Origin of the sequence: Shewanella schlegeliana, from assembly GCF_016765635.1 — a bacterium.
Taxonomy (GTDB): Bacteria; Pseudomonadota; Gammaproteobacteria; order Enterobacterales; family Shewanellaceae; genus Shewanella; species Shewanella schlegeliana.
The window spans coordinates 358,986-383,672 of the sequence record NZ_JAESVD010000006.1; the positions used below are offsets into that span (position 1 = coordinate 358,986).

26 protein-coding genes and 1 riboswitch are annotated in these 24,687 nt (G+C 46.0%); of the genes, 19 read left to right on the forward strand and 7 right to left on the reverse strand.

Annotated elements, in window-relative coordinates:
- The first annotated feature begins 213 nt into the window (after positions 1 to 213).
- Complete coding sequence (trxB, locus tag JMA39_RS12840) at positions 214 to 1,167, forward strand: thioredoxin-disulfide reductase (protein WP_202722251.1); 954 nt, start codon at positions 214 to 216, stop codon at positions 1,165 to 1,167.
- Between the two features lie 227 nt (positions 1,168 to 1,394).
- Here the strand turns inward: trxB and rplT are convergent, their stop codons facing one another.
- The 4 genes from rplT to thrS all read right to left on the reverse strand — a co-directional run bounded on the left by rplT (position 1,395) and on the right by thrS (position 4,530).
- Positions 1,395 to 1,754, reverse strand: a complete 360-nt coding sequence (gene rplT, locus JMA39_RS12845; protein WP_012155496.1) for a 50S ribosomal protein L20 — start codon at positions 1,752 to 1,754, stop codon at positions 1,395 to 1,397.
- Between the two features lie 18 nt (positions 1,755 to 1,772).
- Positions 1,773 to 1,967 carry a 50S ribosomal protein L35 gene (gene rpmI / locus JMA39_RS12850; protein ID WP_011865828.1) on the reverse strand — a complete coding sequence of 65 codons (195 nt, stop codon included), beginning with the start codon at positions 1,965 to 1,967 and terminating at the stop codon, positions 1,773 to 1,775.
- Between the two features lie 88 nt (positions 1,968 to 2,055).
- Positions 2,056 to 2,598 (reverse strand): translation initiation factor IF-3, encoded by a 543-nt coding sequence (infC, locus tag JMA39_RS12855; RefSeq protein ID WP_202722294.1) that lies wholly within the window; start codon positions 2,596 to 2,598, stop codon positions 2,056 to 2,058.
- A 3-nt stretch (positions 2,599 to 2,601) separates the two neighbouring features.
- The gene (gene thrS / locus JMA39_RS12860; protein ID WP_202722252.1) at positions 2,602 to 4,530 is read right to left on the reverse strand and encodes a threonine--tRNA ligase; all 1,929 of its coding nucleotides are present in this window, start codon (positions 4,528 to 4,530) and stop codon (positions 2,602 to 2,604) included.
- A 287-nt stretch (positions 4,531 to 4,817) separates the two neighbouring features.
- Between thrS and JMA39_RS12865 the strand changes: the two genes are divergently transcribed.
- From JMA39_RS12865 to JMA39_RS12875, 3 genes are all read left to right on the forward strand, one after another.
- Complete coding sequence (locus tag JMA39_RS12865) at positions 4,818 to 5,105, forward strand: hypothetical protein (protein ID WP_202722253.1); 288 nt, start codon at positions 4,818 to 4,820, stop codon at positions 5,103 to 5,105.
- Between the two features lie 131 nt (positions 5,106 to 5,236).
- On the forward strand, positions 5,237 to 5,974 hold the full coding sequence (locus JMA39_RS12870) for a pteridine reductase (protein WP_202722254.1): 738 nt from the start codon (positions 5,237 to 5,239) through the stop codon (positions 5,972 to 5,974).
- A gap of 2 nt (positions 5,975 to 5,976) precedes the next feature.
- Positions 5,977 to 6,177 carry a CPXCG motif-containing cysteine-rich protein gene (locus JMA39_RS12875; RefSeq protein WP_202722255.1) on the forward strand — a complete coding sequence of 67 codons (201 nt, stop codon included), beginning with the start codon at positions 5,977 to 5,979 and terminating at the stop codon, positions 6,175 to 6,177.
- A 60-nt stretch (positions 6,178 to 6,237) separates the two neighbouring features.
- On the opposite strand, the gene JMA39_RS12880 is transcribed toward JMA39_RS12875, so the two are convergent.
- Entirely contained in the window at positions 6,238 to 6,852 is a 615-nt protein-coding gene (locus tag JMA39_RS12880) for a riboflavin synthase subunit alpha (RefSeq protein WP_202722256.1), read from the reverse strand.
- Between the two features lie 35 nt (positions 6,853 to 6,887).
- Here JMA39_RS12880 and JMA39_RS12885 point away from each other — a divergent pair, with 35 nt between their 5' ends.
- From JMA39_RS12885 to JMA39_RS12955, 15 genes are all read left to right on the forward strand, one after another.
- Positions 6,888 to 8,246, forward strand: coding sequence for an MATE family efflux transporter (locus tag JMA39_RS12885; protein WP_202722257.1), 1,359 nt, complete (start codon positions 6,888 to 6,890; stop codon positions 8,244 to 8,246).
- Positions 8,247 to 8,700: 454 nt separating this feature from the next.
- A riboswitch (cobalamin riboswitch) is annotated at positions 8,701 to 8,870 on the forward strand.
- Positions 8,871 to 9,029: 159 nt separating this feature from the next.
- Complete coding sequence (locus tag JMA39_RS12890; RefSeq protein ID WP_202722258.1) at positions 9,030 to 10,865, forward strand: TonB-dependent receptor domain-containing protein; 1,836 nt, start codon at positions 9,030 to 9,032, stop codon at positions 10,863 to 10,865.
- A gap of 54 nt (positions 10,866 to 10,919) precedes the next feature.
- A complete protein-coding gene (locus JMA39_RS12895; protein WP_202722259.1) occupies positions 10,920 to 11,732 on the forward strand; it encodes an ABC transporter ATP-binding protein in 813 nt (270 codons plus the stop codon).
- Positions 11,719 to 12,729, forward strand: coding sequence for a FecCD family ABC transporter permease (locus JMA39_RS12900; RefSeq protein WP_202722260.1), 1,011 nt, complete (start codon positions 11,719 to 11,721; stop codon positions 12,727 to 12,729). The genes JMA39_RS12895 and JMA39_RS12900 overlap by 14 nt, the downstream gene beginning before the upstream one ends.
- On the forward strand, positions 12,730 to 13,347 hold the full coding sequence (gene cobU, locus JMA39_RS12905; RefSeq protein ID WP_202722261.1) for a bifunctional adenosylcobinamide kinase/adenosylcobinamide-phosphate guanylyltransferase: 618 nt from the start codon (positions 12,730 to 12,732) through the stop codon (positions 13,345 to 13,347).
- A 1-nt stretch (position 13,348) separates the two neighbouring features.
- On the forward strand, positions 13,349 to 14,239 hold the full coding sequence (locus tag JMA39_RS12910; RefSeq protein WP_202722262.1) for a helical backbone metal receptor: 891 nt from the start codon (positions 13,349 to 13,351) through the stop codon (positions 14,237 to 14,239).
- Complete coding sequence (gene cobU / locus JMA39_RS12915; protein ID WP_202722263.1) at positions 14,236 to 14,802, forward strand: bifunctional adenosylcobinamide kinase/adenosylcobinamide-phosphate guanylyltransferase; 567 nt, start codon at positions 14,236 to 14,238, stop codon at positions 14,800 to 14,802. The genes JMA39_RS12910 and cobU (JMA39_RS12915) overlap by 4 nt, the downstream gene beginning before the upstream one ends.
- Position 14,803: 1 nt before the next feature.
- Positions 14,804 to 15,466, forward strand: coding sequence for a histidine phosphatase family protein (locus tag JMA39_RS12920; protein ID WP_202722264.1), 663 nt, complete (start codon positions 14,804 to 14,806; stop codon positions 15,464 to 15,466).
- Complete coding sequence (locus tag JMA39_RS12925; RefSeq protein ID WP_202722265.1) at positions 15,467 to 16,579, forward strand: nicotinate-nucleotide--dimethylbenzimidazole phosphoribosyltransferase family protein; 1,113 nt, start codon at positions 15,467 to 15,469, stop codon at positions 16,577 to 16,579.
- Complete coding sequence (locus JMA39_RS12930; protein ID WP_202722266.1) at positions 16,576 to 18,048, forward strand: cobyric acid synthase; 1,473 nt, start codon at positions 16,576 to 16,578, stop codon at positions 18,046 to 18,048. The genes JMA39_RS12925 and JMA39_RS12930 overlap by 4 nt, the downstream gene beginning before the upstream one ends.
- Complete coding sequence (locus tag JMA39_RS12935) at positions 18,045 to 19,550, forward strand: cobyrinate a,c-diamide synthase (protein ID WP_202722267.1); 1,506 nt, start codon at positions 18,045 to 18,047, stop codon at positions 19,548 to 19,550. Before JMA39_RS12930 ends, JMA39_RS12935 begins: the two co-directional genes overlap by 4 nt.
- A complete protein-coding gene (gene cobS / locus JMA39_RS12940; RefSeq protein WP_202722268.1) occupies positions 19,547 to 20,320 on the forward strand; it encodes an adenosylcobinamide-GDP ribazoletransferase in 774 nt (257 codons plus the stop codon). The genes JMA39_RS12935 and cobS overlap by 4 nt, the downstream gene beginning before the upstream one ends.
- Before the next feature lie 40 nt (positions 20,321 to 20,360).
- On the forward strand, positions 20,361 to 20,945 hold the full coding sequence (gene cobO, locus JMA39_RS12945; protein ID WP_202722269.1) for a cob(I)yrinic acid a,c-diamide adenosyltransferase: 585 nt from the start codon (positions 20,361 to 20,363) through the stop codon (positions 20,943 to 20,945).
- Between the two features lie 78 nt (positions 20,946 to 21,023).
- Positions 21,024 to 22,067, forward strand: coding sequence for a TIM barrel protein (locus tag JMA39_RS12950; RefSeq protein ID WP_202722270.1), 1,044 nt, complete (start codon positions 21,024 to 21,026; stop codon positions 22,065 to 22,067).
- Positions 22,068 to 22,153: 86 nt separating this feature from the next.
- Positions 22,154 to 22,633 carry a YbhB/YbcL family Raf kinase inhibitor-like protein gene (locus JMA39_RS12955; RefSeq protein WP_202722271.1) on the forward strand — a complete coding sequence of 160 codons (480 nt, stop codon included), beginning with the start codon at positions 22,154 to 22,156 and terminating at the stop codon, positions 22,631 to 22,633.
- Positions 22,634 to 23,261: 628 nt separating this feature from the next.
- Here JMA39_RS12955 and JMA39_RS12960 read toward each other — a convergent pair.
- Positions 23,262 to 23,768 (reverse strand): YgjV family protein, encoded by a 507-nt coding sequence (locus tag JMA39_RS12960; protein ID WP_202722272.1) that lies wholly within the window; start codon positions 23,766 to 23,768, stop codon positions 23,262 to 23,264.
- 410 nt (positions 23,769 to 24,178) lie between these two features.
- Positions 24,179 to 24,547 carry a DUF2750 domain-containing protein gene (locus tag JMA39_RS12965; RefSeq protein ID WP_202722273.1) on the reverse strand — a complete coding sequence of 123 codons (369 nt, stop codon included), beginning with the start codon at positions 24,545 to 24,547 and terminating at the stop codon, positions 24,179 to 24,181.
- Positions 24,548 to 24,687: the final 140 nt, after the last annotated feature.

A 24,687-nucleotide genomic window follows, 5' to 3' on the forward strand; every position in this document is an offset into this window, starting at 1 on the left:
TTGCGCTATAGAATAAACCAAAATGTGATAAGGAGCAGCTTAAACCCAATAAAAACCACTAAATATCACAAGCATGACTCCCCTAGAACCAGCCTAAAGCCAAATACAGAGCTTTACCCCTCCCCTGAAATTCCATACAATCGCAGCAATTCGTAAAACAAGAGGAAGTGATTCCCCTTGCAGTACCGCATTCGTTAAAGAACGGAGAGACTAATGACCCAAGCTAGACATTGTGAACTACTTATTCTGGGTTCTGGCCCAGCAGGCTACACAGCAGCAGTTTATGCCGCGCGCGCAAACCTAAAGCCTGTATTGATCACAGGGATGCAGCAAGGTGGGCAGTTAACCACGACGACTGAAGTTGAAAACTGGCCAGGCGATGCAGAAGATCTAACCGGTCCTGCATTAATGGAGCGCATGCAGAAACATGCTGAAAAGTTTGAAACTGAGATCATTTTCGATCATATCAATGAAGTGAACTTGAATGTTCGCCCTTTCCAGCTAAAAGGCGATAACGGCGAGTTTACCTGTGACTCACTCATCATCTCGACGGGTGCATCTGCTATGTACCTAGGTCTTGAATCAGAAGAAGCCTTTAAAGGCCGTGGCGTATCTGCCTGTGCGACCTGTGATGGTTTCTTCTACCGCAACCAGAAAGTTGCAGTGATCGGTGGTGGTAACACCGCCGTTGAAGAGGCACTTTATCTGAGCAACATCGCATCAGAAGTTCACCTTATTCACCGCCGTGATAGTTTCCGTAGTGAAAAGATCCTAACCAAGCGCCTAATGGACAAGGTTGAAAACGGCAATATCATCCTTCACCTAGACAACACACTTGACGAAGTGGTTGGCGATCAAATGGGTGTAACGGGCCTTAAGATGAAGAGCACAAAAGACGGCAGCATTAACGATCTTGAAGTGGCTGGTGTATTCGTTGCTATTGGTCATAAGCCAAACACAGAAATGTTTGATGGCCAGTTAGAGATGAACAATGGCTATATCAAGATCCAAAGCGGTCTAGATGGCAATGCGACTCAGACCAGTATCGAAGGTGTGTTTGCTGCAGGCGATGTGATGGACCAACATTACCGCCAAGCTATCACCTCTGCTGGCACTGGTTGTATGGCAGCACTTGATGCTGAGCGTTACTTAGACGCACAGAAGTAACCCTTACTTCTTATTCACATTAATAAGCAGGCGCTAAGCCTGCTTTTTTTGTGCCTGTATACTTAGGAAAATAGAGATACAAGGCGTAAAACTTTTTGGAAACTTAAACTGGTCTAAGTCTTTAGATACTGTTAAATATTGCTAGTCAAACCAATCGAATATGATGCGAATTTCACAATAAAAAAAGGGAGCCCTAAGGCTCCCTTTTTCAAAAGATTCTAAACTAATTACTTAGCTAAAGCGTCTTTTGCTTTTTCAACTAAAGTTGCGAATACAACTTTATCGAAAACAGCGATGTCAGCTAGGATCTTACGGTCGATTTCGATTGATGCTTTTTTCAAACCATTAATGAAACGGCTGTAAGATAGGCCATTTTGACGAGATGCCGCGTTGATACGTGCAATCCATAGTTGACGGAATTGACGTTTCTTTTGACGACGGTCACGGTAAGCATATTGACCAGCTTTAGTTACTGCTTGAACAGCAACACGGTAAGTACGGCTACGAGCGCCATAATAACCTTTAGCTAATTTAAGTACTTTCTTGTGACGAGCACGAGCGGTTACACCACGCTTAACTCTAGGCATTGTTCTTTACTCCTCTAATTAAGCGTATGGTAGTTGACGTGCAATTGCTGGCACATCAGACTTAGCTACTAAACATTTAGCACGTAAGTGACGTTTACGCTTAGTGCTCTTCTTGGTCAAAATGTGACGTAAGTGGGCTTGCTTGCGCTTGAAACCATTAGCGGTTTTCTTGAAACGCTTTTGTACACCCTTGTCTGTTTTCATTTTAGGCATTGCTAAAACTCCGCATTGGGACAATTAATAAAACGCAAGGCGAGCAGGAAACCTTAACAGGCCCCTGCTACTTTTTATGGTTGCCTTACTATTTCTTTTTCGGCGCTAGAACCATAACAGCTTGGCGACCTTCCATTTTCGGGAAAGACTCCACGACTGCAATTGCTTCCAAATCAGCTTTGATACGGTTCAAAAGATCCATACCTAGGCTTTGGTGAGCCATCTCGCGACCACGGAAACGCAGCGTTACTTTCGCTTTGTCGCCGTCTTCTAGAAAACGAGTCAGGTTGCGTAGTTTTACCTGGTAATCGTTTTCGTCTGTACCGGGACGGAATTTAATTTCCTTCACCTGTACAATTTTCTGCTTCTTCTTTTGTTCTTTTTGAGCTTTAGCTTTATCAAAAAGGAACTTACCGTAGTCCATAACACGACAAACTGGCGGCTCAGCATTAGGACTGATCTCTACTAAATCTACACCTGCTTCATCAGCAACTTCTTGTGCTTCTTTAATAGTTAAGATGCCTAACTGCTCACCATCTAAACCGTTTAGACGGACTTCAGATACTCCAACGATGAGTTCGTTGATTCTGTTCGGGGCCGCCTGGCGCCCTGCTGTTTTCTTGATCTTTATGACCTAATCCTCCAACAAATTGAGACTACGGAGCGAAATCTGGTTCTTGAGCTTAGTAGCAAATTCTTCGATTTGCATCTTACCTAAGTCAACGCCTTCACGGGTACGCACCGCTACTTCCTTATTTTCCATCTCTTGGTCACCAACGACCAATAGATAAGGCACACGCCTTAAGGTATGTTCGCGTATTTTAAAGCCTATCTTCTCATTCCTCAAGTCTTTAGTTGCACGAATTCCATGTTCTTTGAATAAATTAACGACTTCATCCACATAATCGGACTGTTTATCGGTAATATTCATTACAACAACTTGAACTGGTGACAACCAAGCTGGGAATTTACCTGCGTACTCTTCAATTAGAATACCCAAGAAACGCTCTAGCGAACCTAAAATCGCACGGTGGATCATAACAGGTGTTTGACGACTATTGTCTTCAGCAACATAGGTTGCACCTAAACGTCCTGGCAGTGCGTAATCGAGCTGCACTGTACCACATTGCCACGCTCTGTCCAGACAATCATGCAATGTAAATTCAATCTTAGGTCCGTAGAAGGCACCTTCACCCGGTAAGATTTCAAATTCGATGTCGTTAGCTTTCAGCGCTTGTTTAAGTGCTTCTTCAGCTCTGTCCCACATCTCATCATCACCGATGCGCTTTTCAGGGCGAGTCGATAGCTTAACCACGATGCTTTCAAAACCGAATGTAGCGTATGTATCGTAAACCATCTTGATACAAGCGCTCACTTCCTGCTGAACTTGCTCTTCAGTACAGAAGATATGCGCATCATCTTGAGTGAAGCCACGTACGCGCATTAGGCCGTGTAGTGAACCCGATGGCTCATTACGGTGACAGCAGCCAAATTCAGCCATACGAAGTGGTAAGTCACGGTAAGACTTAAGACCTTGATTGAAGATCTGTACGTGACCTGGGCAGTTCATTGGCTTAACTGCGTATTCGCGGTTTTCAGAGTTCGTAGTGAACATGGCTTCTGAGTACTTGTCCCAGTGACCACTGCGTTCCCACAATACTCTGTCCATCATCAATGGACCTTTCACTTCTTGATAAGTGTATTGGCCAAGCTTTTGACGAATAAACTTCTCAAGTTCTAAGAACAGGCTCCAGCCGTCGTTATGCCAGAACACCATACCAGGTGCTTCTTCTTGCATGTGGTATAGATCTAACTGCTTACCAATTTTACGGTGGTCGCGTTTAGCCGCTTCTTCAAGACGGTTAAGGTGAACTTTAAGTGCTTTCTTATCAGCCCAAGCCGTACCGTAAATACGCTGCAACATCTTGTTGTCAGAGTTACCGCGCCAGTAGGCACCCGCAACACTCATCAACTTGAAGTTTTGGCAGAATTTCATGTTAGGTACGTGAGGACCACGACACATGTCGATATATTCTTCATGGTGATATAGCGCTGGCGTTGAATCTTTGCTGATGTTCTCATCAAGAATTGCCATCTTGTAGCTTTCGCCACGCGCTTCGAAGGTATCACGGGCTTCTTGCCAGCTAACAACACGCTTATCGACGTTGTAATTAGTCTTTGCAAGTTCTGCCATGCGCTTTTCTAGCGCATCGATGTCTTCCTGAGTCAATTTATGATCTAAGTCAACGTCATAGTAGAAACCGTTATCGATCACTGGACCGATAGCCATCTTAGTTTCTGGGAACAGTTGCTTAATAGCATGACCAAGCAAGTGAGCGCATGAGTGACGAAGAATTTCTACACCCTCTTCATCTTTAGCAGTGATGATCGAAAGGTCTGAATCGGTTTCAATCATATCGCAAGCATCTTTTAGTTCGCCGTTCACGCGACCAGCGATACACGCTTTAGCAAGACCAGGACCAATATCAGCAGCAACATCTAAAGTAGAAACAGGGTTAGCAAACTCACGTTTGCTTCCATCAGGAAGTGTAATTACAGGCATGATTATTCCTTTTCCAGTGGTGACCCCTACGTAGGGCCACTTGGTTTTAAATTAAGTATGGGTGTGCGCTACTGGGACTAGACCATACAGTGGTCTGTGTTTTCCAGCGCGCAAGCCGCTAATTCTAAGTGATTGCCACTAGATGATGCAAGTTTTCCAGTATATTAGTTTTTATTATCAAGTCACCTAATTAACCTTGGGCAAATGTAATGAAACTAACAAGTTAATGTCACAGTTTATTCACGTTTATCTCCTAGCATAGCGACAACTTATGTAAGGAGATTCAGATGATTAAAACATTGATGTTTACTACAGCACTTCTGCAAGCTGATCCCAACCACACAGAGCAAATAACCCTAGTAGAGACGGTGTTAGTTATAGACAAACAAGCGGTAGCTACCCAGCTTAAAGCTGAACTTAATAATGCTTTAGTGCAAATGTCGCAATCGCTAATAGAGGGGGAACAACAGCATGATGCGAGCACCAATCGCACAGACGTAGTTGAGAACAACATCCTTGATGCCGACAAATTAACCCTCATAACCCCAAGTTTAAGCCACTTTAAACGGCAGTAAATCAGTAAAGCCCATTTCAATTAGGCTAAAGCTATGGCTATGATGTATTTATAGAGGGCTAATAACTAACAAAGGTTATTTTTTGCCACTACTTTTACCCGCTACCTAATTGATATGAAAGTGATATAAATATGACAACTTGGGCACTCGTTACCGGCGCAGCGAAACGGATTGGACTCGCGATTGCAATTCAACTGCATGATGATGGTTATAATATCGTGATCCACTACGGACAGTCTGTAGATGAAGCCCAAGCGCTGTGTAATAGACTCAACGCTAAGCGTGCCGACTCTGCAATCATGATTCAGGCCGACTTAGCCAACGCTAACGCATTAAATGAACTCATTGCACAAATAGAAGCTCAAGAGATCGACCTTGAGATTCTGATAAATAATGCCTCTTGTTTCTATCCGACCCCTATCGGCGAGAGCTCTTTTACTAAAGCACAGCAACTGCTTGCGACCAATCTTATCGCACCTTATATACTGGCTGAAAAACTCAGACCTCAACTAGCATTACATAATGGCTGCGTGATTAACCTTTTAGATATCCACGGTAAGCGCCCACTAAAAGATCATGGACTATACTCTATATCAAAGGCTGCACTTGAAATGGCGACACTGTCATTGGCGCAAGAACTTGCCCCCAAGATACGTGTAAATGGTGTATCACCCGGCGCAATTCTCTGGCCTGCACAGTCCAATATGGAATCGCAACAAGCCGTTTTAGGTGCAATCCCCTTGGCGAAGCTTGGACAGCCAGAAGACATTGCCAAGCTTATTTCACATTTAGTTAGCGCGCCTTATATCACAGGCCAGGTGATTGCTGTTGATGGAGGGCGAAGTGCAGTAGGTTTTATGGGAGCGTAAATATGCGATTCATCAACAAGACGATTAGCTGTCCTCACTGCGGGCACCATCAACACATTAATATCGATGCCACCTGTGGCGACCAAGATTATTATGAGGATTGTCGTGTGTGCTGTAACCCAATCCACATGCGATTACACATGGATGAAGCCCAGCATAAGATTGAATTATTTATTGACTCAGACGACGAGCAGATCTATTAGTCACGATTGCCTTCCCTCATTGAGATTGGCGCAGCAGCGAGCCTCACTGCTGCAACGATTTTACTCGGCAAATCGCTTCGCTAATACACGTTCAACCGTGTCTACGATCGCCTGAGTTTGGCTATCGATTTCAATATTAATCATATCCCCTTTCTGATAACCACCAAGATTAGTCAGCTTTAACGTTTCTGGAATTAAGTGCAGCATAAAGGAGTCATCAGTCACTTCTCCGACCGTCAAACTACAGCCATTCACCCCAACGAAACCTTTGTACAAGATGTAGTTCATCCATTTAGGTGCAACTTTCAATCGAATGTCATAATGCTCTTCGGTTGCACTGACGAAAACGACCTCAGCCAAAGTGTGAACATGGCCCGATAAAATGTGCCCGCCAATCTCACTACCAAAGGTTAATGAACGCTCGATGTTAACCTGTGAGCCAACTCTCAGTTTTGACAGGTTAGTTAGCTTAAGGGTCTCTTCCATTACATCGAAAAACACCCTATCATCTTCAATTCTTGTAACTGTTAAACATACACCGTTATTTGCGACACTTGCCCCTAGTGAAAGTCCCTCGCGCAAATCCGGCCCAATTGCGATTTGTAGCGTGTTTAAGCCTGATTTCTTATCTATCGCCAACACTTCGCACGTTGCTTGAACTATACCTGTAAACATTATTATCTCTCATTAGTATATTAAGGGCTGTACCCATGAACCATTCTGGCTTTCAAGCCAAACGTTTAATCCAATTAGCGCTACCTGTGTTAATTGCCCAAGTCACGCAAACGATGATGGGCTTTATCGATACCGTCATGGCTGGTCGTGTCGCTGCCGTCGATATGGCTGCCGTTGCTATCAGTGCCAGTCTTTGGTTGCCAGCATTGCTATTTGTTCAGGGTCTACTTATGGCCTTCACACCGGTGTTTGCTCACCACCATGGTGCAGACAATCAAAAAGCGATTCAACCTTTGGCCTATCAAGGCGCTTATATTGCCATAATCGGTAGCATAGGTGTGGTGCTATTCCTCTCATTTGCTGAGAATATTTTCACCATGATGGAGCTCGAGCCTGAAATGGCACGACTTGGTATTGGGTACCTAAATGGCTTTATGTGGGGCGTCCCCGCATTTGTACTTTATCAAGTACTAAGAGGCTGTAGTGAAGGGATCTCATATACTCTGCCAACGATGGTAATCGGCTTTGTGGGACTCGCGGTTAACATTCCTGCCAACTATATCTTTATCTATGGTCACTTTGGCATGCCCGCTATGGGCGGTGCTGGTTGTGGTGTTGCGACTGCGTTAGTGTTCTGGGCAATGCTTATTGCCATGATTATCTATATGCAATTCCATAAGAAGTTTAAAGAATTAGCTCCATTCAAATCTTTTCACTTACCAGACTTCAAAGTCATGTTTGATATGACAAAACATGGCTTTCCGATAGCTATGGCGCTGTTTTTTGAAGTGAGTTTATTTGCAATCATTGCTCTTTTACTTGCACCTTTAGGCGCAACTGTTGTTGCAGGACATCAGATAGCACTTAACTTTTCATCGATAGTGTTTATGTTGCCGCTTTCGCTAGGTATTGCAGTATCAATTCGTGTCGGCTATTACCTAGGACAAGATAAGCCTGAAATTGCAGCCTTAGTGACAAAACTGGCGCTGATGATCTCGTTTTCTTTAGCCGCCTGTACCGCGATCATTACTGTGCTATTTAGAAATCAAATCGCACTACTTTATAATGATAATCCAGAAGTAGTCGCACTGGCTGGTAGCCTGATGTTCTATGCAGCTATCTATCAGCTATCAGATTCAATTCAAGTGGTTACTGCAGGTGCACTTCGTGGTTATAAAGATACCCGCAGCGCGTTCTATATCACTCTGGTTTCCTACTGGGGCGTGGGTATGACCTTAGGCTACACTTTAGCACGCACCGATATCATAGTGCCGCATATGGGGGCTCAAGGCTTCTGGATAGGTTTAATTGCTGGTTTAACCGCTGCAGCTATCATGTTTGCCGCTCGATTAAGATACATCCAGAAACGGGGCGTTGTACACTCAGCGATCTAATTAGAAGCTATCCCACTTAGCGTTAGTTACAAAGAAAACGTAAAAAAGGCCAACTCTATCGCAGTTGGCCTTTTTATTTTTCTGTCTTACCCAAGTAATTCTTTTGTCCTAAATGTGTCACGCATATAGGACTTAATTATGACAACCTAATCCCGCACGTATTAAACATGCCAGTACGTATTCATAGATGTTCCATCCTTAGATAAATTGGCATTTGGCCACTTTTCTATAAAAGCGTCAATTTCAATCTCCGGTAAACCAATACAAAGTCATGTTAGATGAGGCAAGAGAACAAAAAACAAACGATGCGTAACTGATTGAATTTTTAGTTAAAAAAACCCAGTAAATACCATACGTCAAATAAGCAATAAAAAGACTGTGGAAAATAACAGTCTTTTTCTCTTTCCATTTTGGGTGTGATCTTTACCTCGTTTAAACGCCAATTTAGCCGCTATATTCCTGCCGACTTAAGGGTGTTGATCAACTTAATCGGGAACGTGGTGAGACTCCACGGCTGTACCTGCAACTGTAAACAGAGCGAAACATTATTACCACTGGTGTTACCGGGAAGGAATGTTTCTAGACGCTGTAAGCCAGGAGACCGACCCCTAAGTACTATTGACTCAAGCGGGTTTCTTGAGCAAATAGATGATGTAGGTGTTCGACTTTGTGTACATGTGCCCCCCTACTCTCTATTCGTCAAATCAGTTGGTTATCAATCTTATGACTAGCTATGACGCATTTTCCCGCAAATTTCTAACTCAAATAATTAAAAGGCTAATCATGAGTTTTAAACTGCGACTTTCAGTACTTTCAATTGCTATTTTTCAAACATTTTCGGTACAAGCTGCAATACCAGCGAATCCTAGTATCGAAACAATCACAGTTACCGGAGATAGATTTGATGCGAGCCCGGAGCAACAGCTAGCTGTCATCAATACTATCGAGCGAGAAGAGATAAGTAGGCTGAACCCTAAGTCGGTTGTCGATCTACTTGAAACCCTACCGGGTGTTAGCGTGACGCGTAATGGTGGTGCAGGCCAGTCTGCTTCCATCAGCATGCGCGGCACTAATTCGAGTCATGTATTAGTCCTTATCGACGGTGTACGTATTGGCTCTGCCACATTAGGCGCCGTCAGCTTCAATGCGCTGTCACCTGAAAACATCGAGCGAATCGAAGTAGTAAAAGGCCCAAGAGCCGCAGTTTGGGGCAGTGACGCTATCGGCGGTGTGATCCAAATATTTACTCGAAAACTTGAAGGAGGTGAATGGTTTGCCTCTGCAGAGTACGGTAGCGATGAATATATGCGTGCAACGGCAGGCCTAGGTGTAAGTCATGGTGATGGCCATACAAGTTTGAGCATCAACCGTGAGCAAAGCGATGGTTATGATATCAAGAATGATGCTGAAGACGATGATGACGGTTACGATCGATTAGGCATCAGCATCAATGGCCAGCAAAACCTCAATCAAGAATGGACCCTCACCTGGATCGGCCAACTCGATACGGGTCACTATGAGTACGATAATAGTCGTGCCAACGAAGCCGATTATGATAACTACCTCTGGAACGTTGCAGCCCAATATCAAACTGACACGCTCACCAGTAAACTAGCCGTTGGCCAATCACAAGATAAAAACGAGAACTTTCGCGCAGACAATTCAGATCTAGGCGTTAGCCTCTATAAAACGACTCGAGATCAAGTCAACTGGAGTAACCGATATTCTGCAAGCGATAACCTCACCTTTATTGGTGGTGTCGATTGGTCTAAAGAATCTATCGCCGGTGACTACGCCATCGATGAGCGAGATTTAGTCGGTATCTACGGCCTTGCTCGTTACCAATACGGCAAGCTGCTGATGGAAGGTATTGTCCGTTATGATGATGTGGAAAATATCGACAGCGAAACGTCCTACAATGCCAGTCTAGCCTATCAACTTAATGAGCAGTGGCGGATCACCGCGAGTGCGGGTACCGGCTTTCAAGCTCCGAGTTTTAACGACTTGTACTGGCCAGGTACTGGTAACCCAGATTTAGTCTCTGAGACATCAGAAAACCTCGATCTAACCGTGCATTACTCAAGCGATAACCTACGGGGTTACGTGAGCCTGTATCAAAATACCATCAATAACCTTATCCAATGGGCACCAACGCCGGAGCTAGATGAGGATGGCTACGAGATCTGGAAGCCAGCCAATATTCAAAATGCTGAAATTACAGGTGTCGAGCTATCACTAAACTACAGCACTTGGGGGGTTGAGCATCAACTAGGCTACAGCTATATCGATGCGATAGACCAAGACGGCGATGAGCAACTCGTGGGCCGAAGCGAGCATGAATTTGACTACGCCATGAGCTATACATGGTCAGCTCTCGATATATTGATGAACTATCACTTCCAAGGTGAGCGTAACGCTGGCGACATCGATTATGACGGCACCACAGACTATCTTGATGCCTATCATCAGTTAGATCTCAGTCTAGGCTATAAGCTTGGCGATGCTTGGCTACTCAGACTCAAAGCCAACAACCTACTCGATGAAGAGATAATCTCAGATAGAAACTACTTCAGCCCGGGCCGTCAGCTCTTCTTAAGCGTCAGCTATCAAGCTTTCTAACCTAGATTGAAACAGACAGCGCCGGCAGTGTCGGCGCTACATTGGATCCCTGTAATGCCGATAACAGTTCACACGCACTCCCATATGGAAGTGAATAATTTAAGTTGGTCAACGTCATCCAAAAAGGTGCTAGACGACTTAAGCTTTACCATTGAAAAGGGCCAATTCGTCGGGATCTTGGGGCCTAATGGTGTCGGTAAATCAACACTACTGCGCTGCATGTATAAATATCTGACTCCTGACAGCGGAGAGGTGCTGCTCAACAATCTGAATGTGAGTGCTATTTCACACCGTGAATTTGCCTCTAAAGTAGCAGTGGTATTGCAGCACACGCCCGTCGGTTTCTCGATGACAGCAAGACAACTGCTCGCAACGGGATTAATCAACCAGCAAAAATGGTGGCAACGCATTAATCAAGTCGCAGAAAAGCACGAAATCGACCGGGTGCTGTCATTGGTTGGGCTGACAAGTAAAGCCGATCAAATATTTGAATCACTTTCTGGGGGTGAGCGTCAACGCCTGCTTATCGCCAGAGCACTTTTACAAAAACCAGAGATCTTGCTGCTCGATGAGCCAACCAATCATCTTGATGTTGGTTATCAAGTTGAAATTCTAACCTTAATAAAAAGCCTTGAGATCACCGTTGTAGCAACCATACATGATCTTAACCTCGCCAGCGCATTTTGCGATAAGTTACTGCTACTAAGAGATGGCAGGTTAATCAAGTCTGGTACTCCCGCTCAGGTGTTCACCCCAGCCAGTATCGAAAATATCTACGGAATAAAAACCGAGGTCGACAGCCACCCTCAAGGCCGTCACCCAAGAGTCACTTACCATTTTGATGGGGGACGTCATGCGGCTGTTTAACCCCAGACTATTATTACTATTGCTGTTACCACTCGCTCTACTGTCACCTTTAGCAGCAATTGCGCTGGGCACCGCCGACATTAGCCTTAAAGAAGTTATTGGCGCCATCATCCGTACCCTCAGTGGCCTATTTAATTCCGAATCGAGCAGCACACTAGCCGATCGCATTATTATCGAGCTAAGAATGCCGCGGGCATTGATGGCGATGATCTGCGGTGCCGGATTAGCGGTATCGGGCTCAGTACTGCAAAGCGTGACTAAAAATCCCCTAGCCGATCCCTACCTTTTCGGGATCTCCGCCGGTGCATCATTAGGTGCGATACTTGCCCTTACTGGCGGTTTAACCTTATTACCACTACCCATTAGTGCATTCTTAGGCTCATTAATTGCTGTAGCTGTCGTTATCGTGATGGCAAAAGATGGTCAGGTGGAAACTCTCGTGCTGTCAGGTGTTGCTATCTCCTTCCTGCTGTCATCCATCGCCAACCTCATTTTGTATTTCGCAGACCCCCAAGCGATGCAAGCCGTGCTGTTTTGGTCGATGGGCAGTTTCAGTCGAGCGACTTGGAGCTCACTGATGTTGCCAAGCTTAATCGTACTCACTGCAACCTTAATTATTTATCAATTTCAGCGACCACTGCAGGCACTGATGGTCGGTGATGAAAGCGCGCACACCCAAGGCGTTGCGGTGCTGCCACTACGTTTAGGCATGTTATTGCTCACCGCTCTGATGACCTCATCACTAGTGGCGACCTGTGGCGGCATTGGATTTGTTGGGCTTATGGTTCCGCATATCGTGCGTATGCTAATCGGTTCGGCCTCTTCAAGTTCACTCATTGCCACCGCATTGCTTGGCGGTATTTTAATGGTGTGGGTCGACCTATTAGCGCGATTGTTACTGCCATCACAAGAACTGCCTGTCGGCGTGATGACCGCCATGCTCGGCAGCGTATTTTTCATTGGTTTACTGGTTAAGCGTAAACAAGGATTTAGATAGATGAAGCAATTAATCATTGGTGGCGCTCGTTCGGGTAAAAGCCGTTTAGCACAAGATTACGCCGCAAACTGGCAAGCACAAACTAACGGTGATGTAATTATCATTGCCACCGCAGAGATAACCGAAGGCGCGATGGCTAAACGTATTGCTCACCATAAAAGCAATCGACCAATACAGTGGCAAGTTATCGAAACCAACTTGGATTTAAGCCAAGCCCTGCTAAAACACAGTCAGGCAACTAACTTAATCTTGGTTGATTGCCTAACTTTGTGGCTATCCAATACTTTACTGAGTAAACGCTGCTGGCAACACGAGAAACAGGCACTACTGAATGCACTGCAACAACTGCCTGGAGAAGTGGTGTTTATCAGTAACGAAGTGGGTCAAGGCGTAGTGCCATTAGGCGAGCTATCGAGGGAGTTTGTCGACGAGTCAGGTTGGTTGCATCAGGCTCTAGCAAAACAGCTCGATAAGGTCACTATGGCGGTGGCTGGATTACCGCTAGTACTCAAGTCGCCAGTCCATACTCAGCGAGATCCTAACTCTGTGGTTAATTCCACTGTGGCTAATTGCTCTAGCGTAATTCGCTCAGCCAACACTAAATCGCTGGAGGCCTAGGATGAAATATCTACCTTTTAGGTTTTCTATTTCTAAACAAACAGCCATAGCCATAAGTCTGTTATTTACATTCGGCATCAGCTTACCTGCTAGCGCAAAGGCACAACCTCGCTTAATTGCGCTCTCTCCCCATGCCGTTGAGATGCTATTTGAAATCGGTGCTGGCGAAAACATCATAGGTACGGTCGACTATGCCGACTACCCTAGCGCGGCCAATCAAATCCGTCGTATTGGTCGTCACGATTTTATCGATTATGAGGCAATCATGTTGCTACAGCCTGATGCCATTATCGTTAGCGGCACCACGACGGCGAGCATGCAATCAAGACTAAGAGAGTTAGGCTTTAAGGTCGTCGATGCCAGCGTCAGTGAGCTTAAACAGATCCCCGAGCGCCTTATTGAGCTTGGGGAACTGACTGGGCATAACATTGAGGCAAAGCTAAGTGCCGAGAAGTTTACCCACACACTCGCAACGCTTAAGCAGACCTATCAACACCGGGCGCCAGTTAACCTGTTTTACCAGATCTGGCCTATGCCATTAACGACTACAGCCAGCCCTTGGATGAATGAAATATTCACAGGCTGCGGCGCCAATAACGTCTTCGCAAATAGCGTCAGTGAGTATCCTCAAGTCAGCCTTGAGCAAGTGCTGTCTTCGACTCCAGAGCTGATCATCAAGCCGGTATACCATGGTAATAGCGATCAAGAAGCGGTGAACTGGGGAAAATGGCCAGAGATCCCCGCCGTTGCGAATAAGCAGATCGTGACGATTGAAGGCGATCTTGTTCATCGAACCGGGCCACGCGTCCTACAAGGTATGCAACTGGTGTGCGACATCGTCGATAGCGTTCGCAGCCAACAAGTCACAGCTCCAGCGGCGGTGGCACTATGATCAGCCTGTATATTGGTGGCGCCAGAAGTGGTAAATCAGGGCTAGCCGAGCAAGAGGTGATAAATACCGCCTTGCCGACAACCTACATTGCAACGGCCAGAGCCAGCAGCTCTATGGCTACACGAATCGCCCTACACCAGCAGCAGCGCCCTCACAGTTGGATAACGGCTGAAGTCCCTCTCGAACTGACCGAAAACCTAATAAAACTTGACCGTAAACAGAGTGTGATTATTGTCGACTGCCTCACCCTTTGGCTGACCAATCAGTTGATGGCACAAAATGACTTAGCCGCTCAAATCAACCTGCTTTGCCACACATTGGCTGCGCTTGAGTGCCACATCATCTTGGTTAGCACCGAAGTCGGTCAAAGCCAGATCCCAGAAGATGAGATGAGCCAAGAGTTTGTCAATTTCAACGGTCTAATGCACCAGCAAATTGCGGCGATTGCTGACTGGGTTTGCTTTTGCCAAGCCGGAATGGCGATTCCATTAAAAACTCCGACTAAACGGAACTTGAATCTTAAAAGGCAAATGAGCGACTACGCGCAGACGGGAGTCGCTTAAGATGAGCTATACCCACTTTACTCTACTGCGCCACGGTCAGCCCGAACAGGCAAATTGCTTACTTGGACGCACCGATCCGCCGCTCACCGACAAAGGTTGGCAACAGATGCACAGCAGCGCCAACACGCTTAAGTTCCATCTTATTATCAGCTCGCCACTCCTGCGCTGCCGGGGTTATGCAGAGCAACTGGCAGATGAGCGTAACTGTCAGTTAATCCTTGATGACGACTGGCAAGAGTTAGATTTTGGCCTTTGGGACGGTCAAGTTATTACAGCGCTTTGGCAACAGCCAAATCAGCATCTTAGTCATGGTACTGAGCCAACGTACAGCCAATTTTGGCATGCGCCAGTCGAGCATATTCCGCCAGCTGGCGAGTCCAGCCAAGCCCTGCTACATCGAATTACTTCCAGTATCGACACGCTCAGTCGTGCATACCCAGGAAAACAGCTGTTAATTGTTAGCCACTCCGGTGTGATGCGTATGGTGTTGGCTTGGCTACTCAATAGCCGCCAAGCAGGAAACGCGCACCTAAGCCAGATCCAGCTCGATCACGCAGCACTATTACATTTCAACACCTATATCGATGAGACGGGCACCCTTTGGCCGCAACTGCAAGGTTTTCACAACCCTTGTGTCTATCAACACACTCTGCAGGATAATTAAATGAAAACCATCTGTTTCAATATTTTAAACGGTGCGGCGACTCAATTACCTAGCCTGCATCAGCTATCAGATGCTGGTGCTGGCCAAAACCTAATGCACCTAACTCCAACCAGAGATACCGAGCTTATCGTCTGCGGCCAGAGTCAAACCCCACTGCCAGGCTTATCAGCTCGTGGTAATGGACTACTGCCCAATCGCGGGATCAGTCCCGCTGTACTAAGCCGTGGCTTACTCAAAATGTTTTATCAAGCTGGCTACCAGATTGAGTTTAATAGCTTCAACTTCAATGTGCCAAAACCTCAAGTGACCGAGCAAGATTGGCTAAGCATTAATCAGCACTTTGGTGGCGTTAACTGCAATGGCGATCAGTTAGTAAACCAGCAACTCTTACCCACGTTAATCTCTCAAGCAGAGCGAGGTTGCATTAGCATTTTGGCCGAGTGCGGCGTAGGGGGGACTACCTTTTCAACTTTCTGGCTGAGGATGCTCACAGGCCTTCGCTTATCGCCTGCTGGAAGTACGCTGGACAAAAATAAGTTAGCCAGCAAATCACAGATTTTAGTGCAAATTGAGCAAACCTATCAGGCAGAAAATCCTATTTTTAATCTCGACGTGATCCTTGGCGACACTCGGTTTCATGATGATATTCAAAAGGCGATCTGTGGACTGGTCCGCCAATGGCCAAGTTCACTATCCTTGCCCCATTTTGCTGGTGGCATGATGTTCGTCGCGCCGTTACTCGCGTCAAGAGAGGCTAAGCATCTTAATCAAGCGGTGAAGATCTCCACTACCCGCTGGGTACTTCAGGGAGATGGCTTTCATCTGCTAAATCATTTTAATGCCAACGATGAAATTAATGCCAACGCCACCAGCTTTAATGCATCACGACTTGAATGCCTCAATGTTTATGAGCAGGGAGTCGTGGTTGAAGGCTGTGGCTTAGGCGGCTGTCTAGTGATTGCAGAGGCACTTGGCTTCAGTGAGCAGCAGATCATTGCCTCACTAGAGCAGGCCGTTGAGCTTCATATTAATCATTTTATAAATTTGTCACCTTCACTTGAGGAACACTTTTCCTTACAGCGAAAAGCCTTACTAGAGAGAAACATTGCATGAGCAATTTTAAATTAATGGTGCAAGGCACCACCAGCGATGCAGGCAAGAGTGTTATGGTTGCCGGCCTTTGCCGAGTACTGGCTAGAAAAGGCATAAAAGTTGCTCCCTTTAAGCCACAAAATATGGCTCTCAATAGCGCAGTAACTCCTGATGGCGGTGAGATTGGACGCGCTCAAGCGGTACAAGCTCAGGCCTGTAACCTGCCCTTAAGTGTGCATATGAATCCGGTTCTACTAAAACCCAATACCGATACTGGAGCGCAGATCATCATTCGCGGTAAAGCCATTGAAGATATGGATGCCGTTAGCTACCACAGCTTTAAACCTCAGTTGCTAGAGATGGTGTTAGAGAGCTTTGAGATTTTAGGCAAAGATACTCAAGCTAGACTGGTGGAAGGTGCGGGCAGTCCTGCTGAAGTGAATCTTCGTCAACATGATATTGCCAACATGGGCTTTGCCTTGGCTGCAAACACCCCCGTTGTGATAGTCGCGGATATCGACAGAGGCGGTGTCTTTGCCCACCTTTACGGAACCTATGATCTTCTCAGTGCTGATGAGAAGAAACTGATTAAAGGCTTTATCATCAACCGATTTAGGGGCGATGTATCACTGCTTGAAAGTGGCCTAACTTGGTTAACAGAAAAAACCGGCGTGCCTGTTCTTGGCGTTGTGCCCTATCTTCACGGACTCTATTTAGAAGCAGAAGATGCGATCAATCAGCAGCAACTCGACGATGACTGTCAGTTTAAAATAGTGGTGCCAGGCTTACCAAGAATAAGCAACCATACTGATTTTGACGCGCTTAGGTTACATCCGGGTGTCGATCTCTGCTTTGTCAAACCAGGGGATCCTCTGCCGGCAGCCGATCTAATCATCTTACCTGGCTCTAAAAACGTGCGCGGCGACTTAAAAGCCTTAAGAGATAGGGGCTGGGACAAACAGATCGCCCGTCATTTAAGGTTTGGCGGCAAGATCATCGGTATTTGTGGCGGCTATCAGATGCTAGGACTCTGTATTGACGATCCCCACGGCATCGAAAGTGAAGCTGGCCAGTGCGATGGGCTTGGCTACCTCAATATCAGCACCACACTAGAGAAGTGCAAAACCCTTAAGCAAATTAATGGTGAGCTTTCCCTTAACGGTAACGTTTATCCGGTTAAAGGCTACGAAATTCATGCTGGCGTCAGCAAAGTTTACGAGCGACAATCCATCACACTCGGTAAAGACAGCAACGCTTACGCCGATGGCGCGCTATGCCCAAATGATCAAGTGCTCGGCACCTACCTACATGGCGTGTTTGATGAACCACTCGCCTGCAACGCCCTGCTTAACTGGGCTGGCTATAAACCAAACAAGGCACAAGATATGACCAGTCTAAGAGAAGATAACCTTAATAGACTTGCCGACAGCCTTGAGCAGTCACTGGATCTTAATCTGTTATTTGATGGACTAGAGGGCTTTAAGGCATGAGTCATTATAAAGCCTATTGCCCTGCACTGTTTATAACGGCGCCAAGTAGCGACAGCGGCAAGACCACATTAGTCTCTGCTATGGCTAGATACTGGCGAAACCAAGGTAAAAATGTCCGGGTATTTAAGACCGGGCCTGACTTTATCGACCCTATTTTTCATGAGTTCGCTAGCGGACAGCCAGCGCATCAGCTTGATCTAGGCATGATGGGCGAAAGTATCTGTAAGCAACATCTCTATCAAGCCGCCATTGAGGCCGACCTGATTTTAGTGGAAGGCGTGATGGGCATGTTTGATGGCGCGAATAACAGCGCCAGTCTTGCAGCCAAGTTTGGTATTCCCATGCTTGCAGTGATCCCCGCCGACAAAATGGCGCAAACCTTCGGCGCTATCGCCTATGGTCTGGCTCACTATCAAAAAGAGGTGAACCTGTTTGGTGTTATCGCTAATTATGTGGGCAGCCCAGGGCATGCAGCAATGCTAAAAGATAGCCTACCTAATGGCATAACCTTTTGCGGCGCGATGCCTAGGGATCCAAGCCTTGCCCTGCCCGAGCGCCACCTAGGGCTAGTACAAGCACAAGAGATTGAAGCGATAGATGAATGGCTTGAGCACACGGCGAAGGTACTGGGCGAAAACTGTGAGCTTCCACTGCCTGAACCTGTTTGCTTCGAAGCTGTCAGTTTTGAGCTTGAACAGGACGATAACAGCGCATTTTTATCATCAGAACTCTTATCGCAATCACTGTCACAATCACGGTCAAAAACACAATCTCGACCATTAACAGGACAGACAATCGCCGTAGCCAAAGATGCCGCCTTTTCGTTTATCTATCATGATAACATCACGCTTTTGCAGTCATTAGGCGCTAGCATCCGTTATTTCTCCCCCATACACGATGGGGCAATGCCAGAAGCTGATAGCCTATATCTACCTGGCGGCTACCCAGAGCTGCACCTTAACGCGCTGAGTGACAACACCACTATGTGTGAGTCGATTAAGCGACATATCGACAATAATAAACCAACACTCGCCGAGTGTGGTGGCATGCTCTATTTACTTGAAACATTAGGCACAAATGCTCAAGAAACGGCGCCGATGGTTGGTGCACTCCCCGGGAGCGCAAGCATGCAGAGCTCACTGCAAGGACTTGGTATGCTTAGCGCCGAGATTAATGGTTATAGGCTCACAGGTCACTGCTTTCACTACTCGAAATCGAGTGTTGATCTAGCGCCCATTGCAATTGCATCTCAGTCGGGTAAAACCCAGATGCAAGAGCCAGTGTTTGTTTACAAAAACACCCTTGGTTCCTACGTGCATTGGTACCTGCCCAGCTCACCTCAACTGGTTTGCCAACTGTTTCTAGGCCTACTCTCTCAAGGGCAGCGTTCTCAAGGGAGGCTTTCTCAGGGACAAGTTAGTCAAGAGCGGTTTAAAGAAAAAAGTGATCAATACCAGTCGAAGCGAGAGCCATCTAATTTGGCCAACGGGGCATCAAGATGAAGCGTCATCTTGGCGCTATTCTAGCAGCCGCAAGTTTTCTAACACGGCTGCCTATGCCTGCTTGGGTGGCAAAAGACAGTGCCGCAATCGCTCAGTCGAGTCGCTGGTTTGCCTTAGTTGGCTTGTTGATAGGACTCATTGCTGCAACATTGCTGTATATCTTAACGACAGTAATGGGTCAAGCACTTGCAGTAGTGATGACCCTTGTGTTGATCATCGTGCTCACCGGCGCTTTTCATGAAGATGGGCTCGCCGATCTCTGTGATGGCTTTGGCGGTGGCTGGGAAAAAAGTCGAAAACTGGCCATCATGAAAGACAGTCAAATTGGCGCCTATGGTGTTTTGGCACTGGTATCTGCCTTTGCAATTAAGGTAACTGCACTCATTCAACTACCACTCGATATTGCCTGCATCAGTCTGATTGCGTGCCATGCTGGCAGCCGTGCCATCGCGGGCTTAGTAGCGGTATACCTGCCCTATGCCAGAGAAGACAGTAACAATAAAACGCCACAAAAAGATGCTCCGTTACCCTTTAGCAACAGAATAATCCTATGCGTTAGCGGCATTCTGCCCCTACTGCTTTTACCCATAAGCTGCGCGCTGATGTTACTTGCCGTTTGGCTAACGACATTTATCGGTCTGATTAAGCTGATGCAGCGTCATATTCAAGGCTATACCGGCGACACTTTGGGCGCAACGCAGCAAATCATCGAGATCGCAGGCTTAATATTTTTGGTTATTTACTACTTTCAAAGCCCAATTTCAAACTAATGCTTTCAAACCAATACTTTAAAAACAGTAAGGCTCCTCTATGAGTTATCACCCGAAAAAACAGCAACAACATAAAGAGAATGTCGAGAAAGCGATACAAAACGCGCAACAAGAGCGCGGTCAAATATTGGTGATCACAGGTAACGGTAAAGGTAAGACAACCGCAGGCTTTGGTAATACCACTCGCGCCCTGGGCCACCAACAGAAAGTGGCTGTCGTGCAGTTCGTAAAAGGCGTTGGTGAATGTGGCGAGCGCAACTTACTCGAGTCTCTCAATGTCCCCTTTCATACTATGGCCACCGGTTTTAGCTGGAACAGTGAAGACAAAGCTAAAGACAAGTTAGCCGCCGAGCAAGCCTGGCAACAAGCCAAGGTTTGGTTGCAAGATCCCGAGCTGGACATGCTGCTGCTAGATGAACTTACCTACATGATTACATGGGATTTTCTTGAACTGAATGACATCCTTAACGCACTTAAGAATAGACCCAAAGAGATGTCGGTCATCATCACAGGCCGCGCGGCACACCGTGAGCTGAAAGAACTTGCCGACACAGTGAGTGAAGTGCGTCCAGAAAAACATGCCTTTCATCAGGGTCTGATGGCTCGTAAAGGTCTGGACTGGTAACAATCTAAGATAGGTCGTTCCCAATAAAACATGCAGTCTCTGGTTAAAAAGTCAGTATTCAAGCAGCAAGGAAAAGTGATGCAGCAATTAGCCAATATTACTGTGACCCCAAAACCTGGCCACCTGTTCGATTCATGGGCAAGCGCGGGTCAATGGCTCAGCAATATGCAGTTATCAGGGTTTGAGATCTATCCCCACGGCTGCGTTAATGCCAAAGATATTCCCACAGGGTTAGTCGGTGGTTTTCATCTGCAATCCTTTCCAATCTTAACGCCGCTGTTATATAACGATAGCAAACGATTAATGCAGATCTTTGGTGACTGGAAAACCGTTGAGCAATTCTATGGCGGCACCGATGCCAACCATATCGTCAACGTTATGGTCAGTCAGCTTAATCTTGCCGCAGAGCTTAACACCCCCTATGTGGTGTTTCATCCCATGGACTGCGATATGGAGCATCTGTTTTGCCAGCAGTTCCCTTGGACACTGAACGATACACTCAATGCTTGTAGCGAACTACTCAATCTAGCCCTTAGTCAGAGTCACTTTAAAGGTTGGCTGCTATTTGAAAACATGTGGTGGAAGCAGAGCTTCCGGTTAGAAAGTCGATGCGAATATGACAAACTGAGAACGCTGGTTAACCATAACAAGTGTGGGATCTGTTTCGATACAGGCCACATGATGTCGACAAATTCTAAGCTCACCAATGAAACTGACGCCGTTGCATTTTTACAACGCAGATTGCAGCAGCTCGATTTGAACCAAGAGATAAAGACACTGCATCTCAACAGTAATTTAAGCAGTAAGCCAAGCAATCATGAACAGCATAGCACTTGCCTTTCTCACCACTCACCATCGCACTATGAAAACTGTAATGGTTTTTGGGAGCAATTTGACGTTGCACTGGAACATATTACTCACTTAGACCCACACAATGGATTTAATCATGTCGAACTCGCCAATCTAATTGAGACTATTCAACCCAGTTACCTTGTTCATGAGGTATCACAAAACAGCCTTTTTGAGTGGAGCCGCGCCATAAGCGTGCAAATGGATTGTACCGCTAACCAAGCACCTGCTCCTCAAACAGAGCAGATGCTAGGAGAAAGGTTAACAGCGTAGCTATACGATATTCTCAATGACTAGTATGCTTGCCAATAGCGACAATAACGACTTAAGTTAAAGCTTTAAGATTAAGGAGCAAATCAATGGCCTTTGCGCTTTGCGATCTCACCATAACCAGCACAGCTTTTGAACAGCTAGGTGAAATACCTAAAACACACACTGGAGAGGCTGAAAACAGCTCCCCACAGCTCAGCTGGACAAGCATTCCTGATGGCTGCCAATCCTTTGCCGTTGTCTGTCACGATCCCGATGCCCCCCGAGTCAGCGCAGACGGCTCATACGGCTTTGTGCATTGGCTTGTTTACAATATCCCATCAGATATTCGTCAACTTGAAGAGAACAGTAAACTCTATACCTCAGGACTGAACGATTTTGGACGAGGCGCTTACGGCGGGCCAATGCCACCGAAAGGCCATGGCACACACCTGTATTACTTTTGGGTTTTGGCATTAGATAAAGAATTGGCTCTCCCCGAAGGTTTAAGCATGCGAGAACTGCTAGCCAAGGTAGAACCTCACTTAATAGGCATGAACCGATTAGTTGGCAAGTATCAACGAGACTAGCCTTGCGGGACTAGACAACTTGGCCTAGCTTCTAACTCGTTTTTGGACAGAAAACTTGGCCTAGCTTCTAACTCGTTTTTGGACAAAAGTTTGCTGGAGCTTGCAGCTCGACGACCTCTTAAAGCCAAATCAAGCTTCGTTTGGTAACAAAGCCCACAAAGACTCGATATATTTTTAACTGAGAGTGGCATCCAACAAACCTGGTTCCAATGGCCTGCGGCCGGCGTATGTGCAGACACTTCTGAGACTCGCTGCAAGCACATCTGACCTCCAAGGGTAGAGGGAATGCCAAATTCAGTATGGAACTGAATTGGCCATGTGAGCTCAACGAAAACAAACAACATCCATGTTTAAAGGCCAGTTCGCCATCCTGCCTCTCGTTCGAAAGCTTGATAACTTCGTTATCTCTCACCATGTTTTCGACGGTCTCAGCCGTATCTACACTGAGTTAGAAAGACATAATCTTTGCCACTTGGAGTTATGACTAAAGCCCTAAATCATTATTGGACAGAAATGCGTTAGAGTAAGGAGTCTAAAGCTAGGTCGTGGGATAAGAAAAAATATGGCAAGCAAATAAAGTTTACTCTGCCCCCTCAGATCTATCACATACTAACATAAAAACAATCAGTTAAACTTTAAGGCATGGAATTTTGACATGTATTCTGTAGTAACCAATGGCACTGCTTGCAATAAATAAAACGTCGATTAATACCGCTACTGGTGAGCCAACTATAACATCATGCACACCCCATACTCCTGTCCCAATAACCATCAGCCAACGCATTAGCTTGTCATCGCTACTAAACGAAGCTTTCGTATGCAATAGCGATGCAGTGCAACTCAGAACGCTCGTTAAACCACTGAAAGTAAAAACCGTACCTAACAAAGTAACAAAATAGAACAGCCACTTTGTTTTAGGGTTTGAAATGAAGATACCGGCTAAGTATCGGCATGCTCCTATGACCAGCAAACATGCCGCCGTCCACTCATTAAGTAGCGCGAAATGCGCGGCAATCAATAATGCCGATATGCTTAATGCCGACAAAAGAAGCGTACGATTTTTAAACTGAAACGATGCAATATCGAATAACGCAGCCAAGCCAACCAATATTTGGGAGGCAACAAAAAGGGACATAACCCCTCCAATAATAACCAAGTAATAGAGTAACGTTCTAGCAGCTCAGAACTATAGAGCGCTGAGCGCATGATTCAGGTTATAAATTGCAGGGGAGATATATCGCGACTGCGTGAGTCTGAAGAGGTTGAGAATGACAGATAGAGGAAATTTCAACGTTAAATATATTCATATCGTATTCCTCCCGTCAGCACAGCTAATAATAAACGCGATTCTACAGGAAAATGTCGAAGAAAAAAGGGATTGTTACCTTTCGTTACCATTCGATATAACCCATTGATCTTATGGATTATGACAATAGCTGAAAAGAAAGATAACGCCGGCAGCAGCGGCCGGAGGCGATTGGCGCCTTTTGTGCAGCTCCACCGCACAAAAGGTGACAATTGCCGGAGGTCCTTTGCCTGCCCTTGTTAAGTGCCTGTTTGTTTATTGAGCTCATACTCAACTAACTCTTTTACATTAAGTGGCTCAACATCGTAGCCCGTTGCCCTAGAGCCAGACCAATTAACCCCTACAGACAGTCCATCTTTATCTAAACCAATAAGCCACTTGTCTCGAAACTCTTGCCAGCTCAGTTCAAATATCTCGAATCCTTTATAGGCATCTACAGTCGAAACTACTTTTTCTGCTCTGCTTCTAGTAGACCAGAAAGGCATAGCCCTTTTACCATTATCACCCAACGGTGCAGGAATACCTTTATCATCTCTAATTCCCCAAACCGATTTTTGTTTGGCTACATCTCGATAAAATGATCTCGCTTGTGAAGCTGATTGGCTCATATTTCCCTGCACTTAACATCTATGGACGCTCCGTTTTGTGCAAGCTAAATTGTCATTGAATTCAAAGTTGGTATTGCAGCCATCTATTCGGATTCTAGTTAAGGCTTAAGCCTTGATCCCTGATGAGTTCCGCTAGCTCA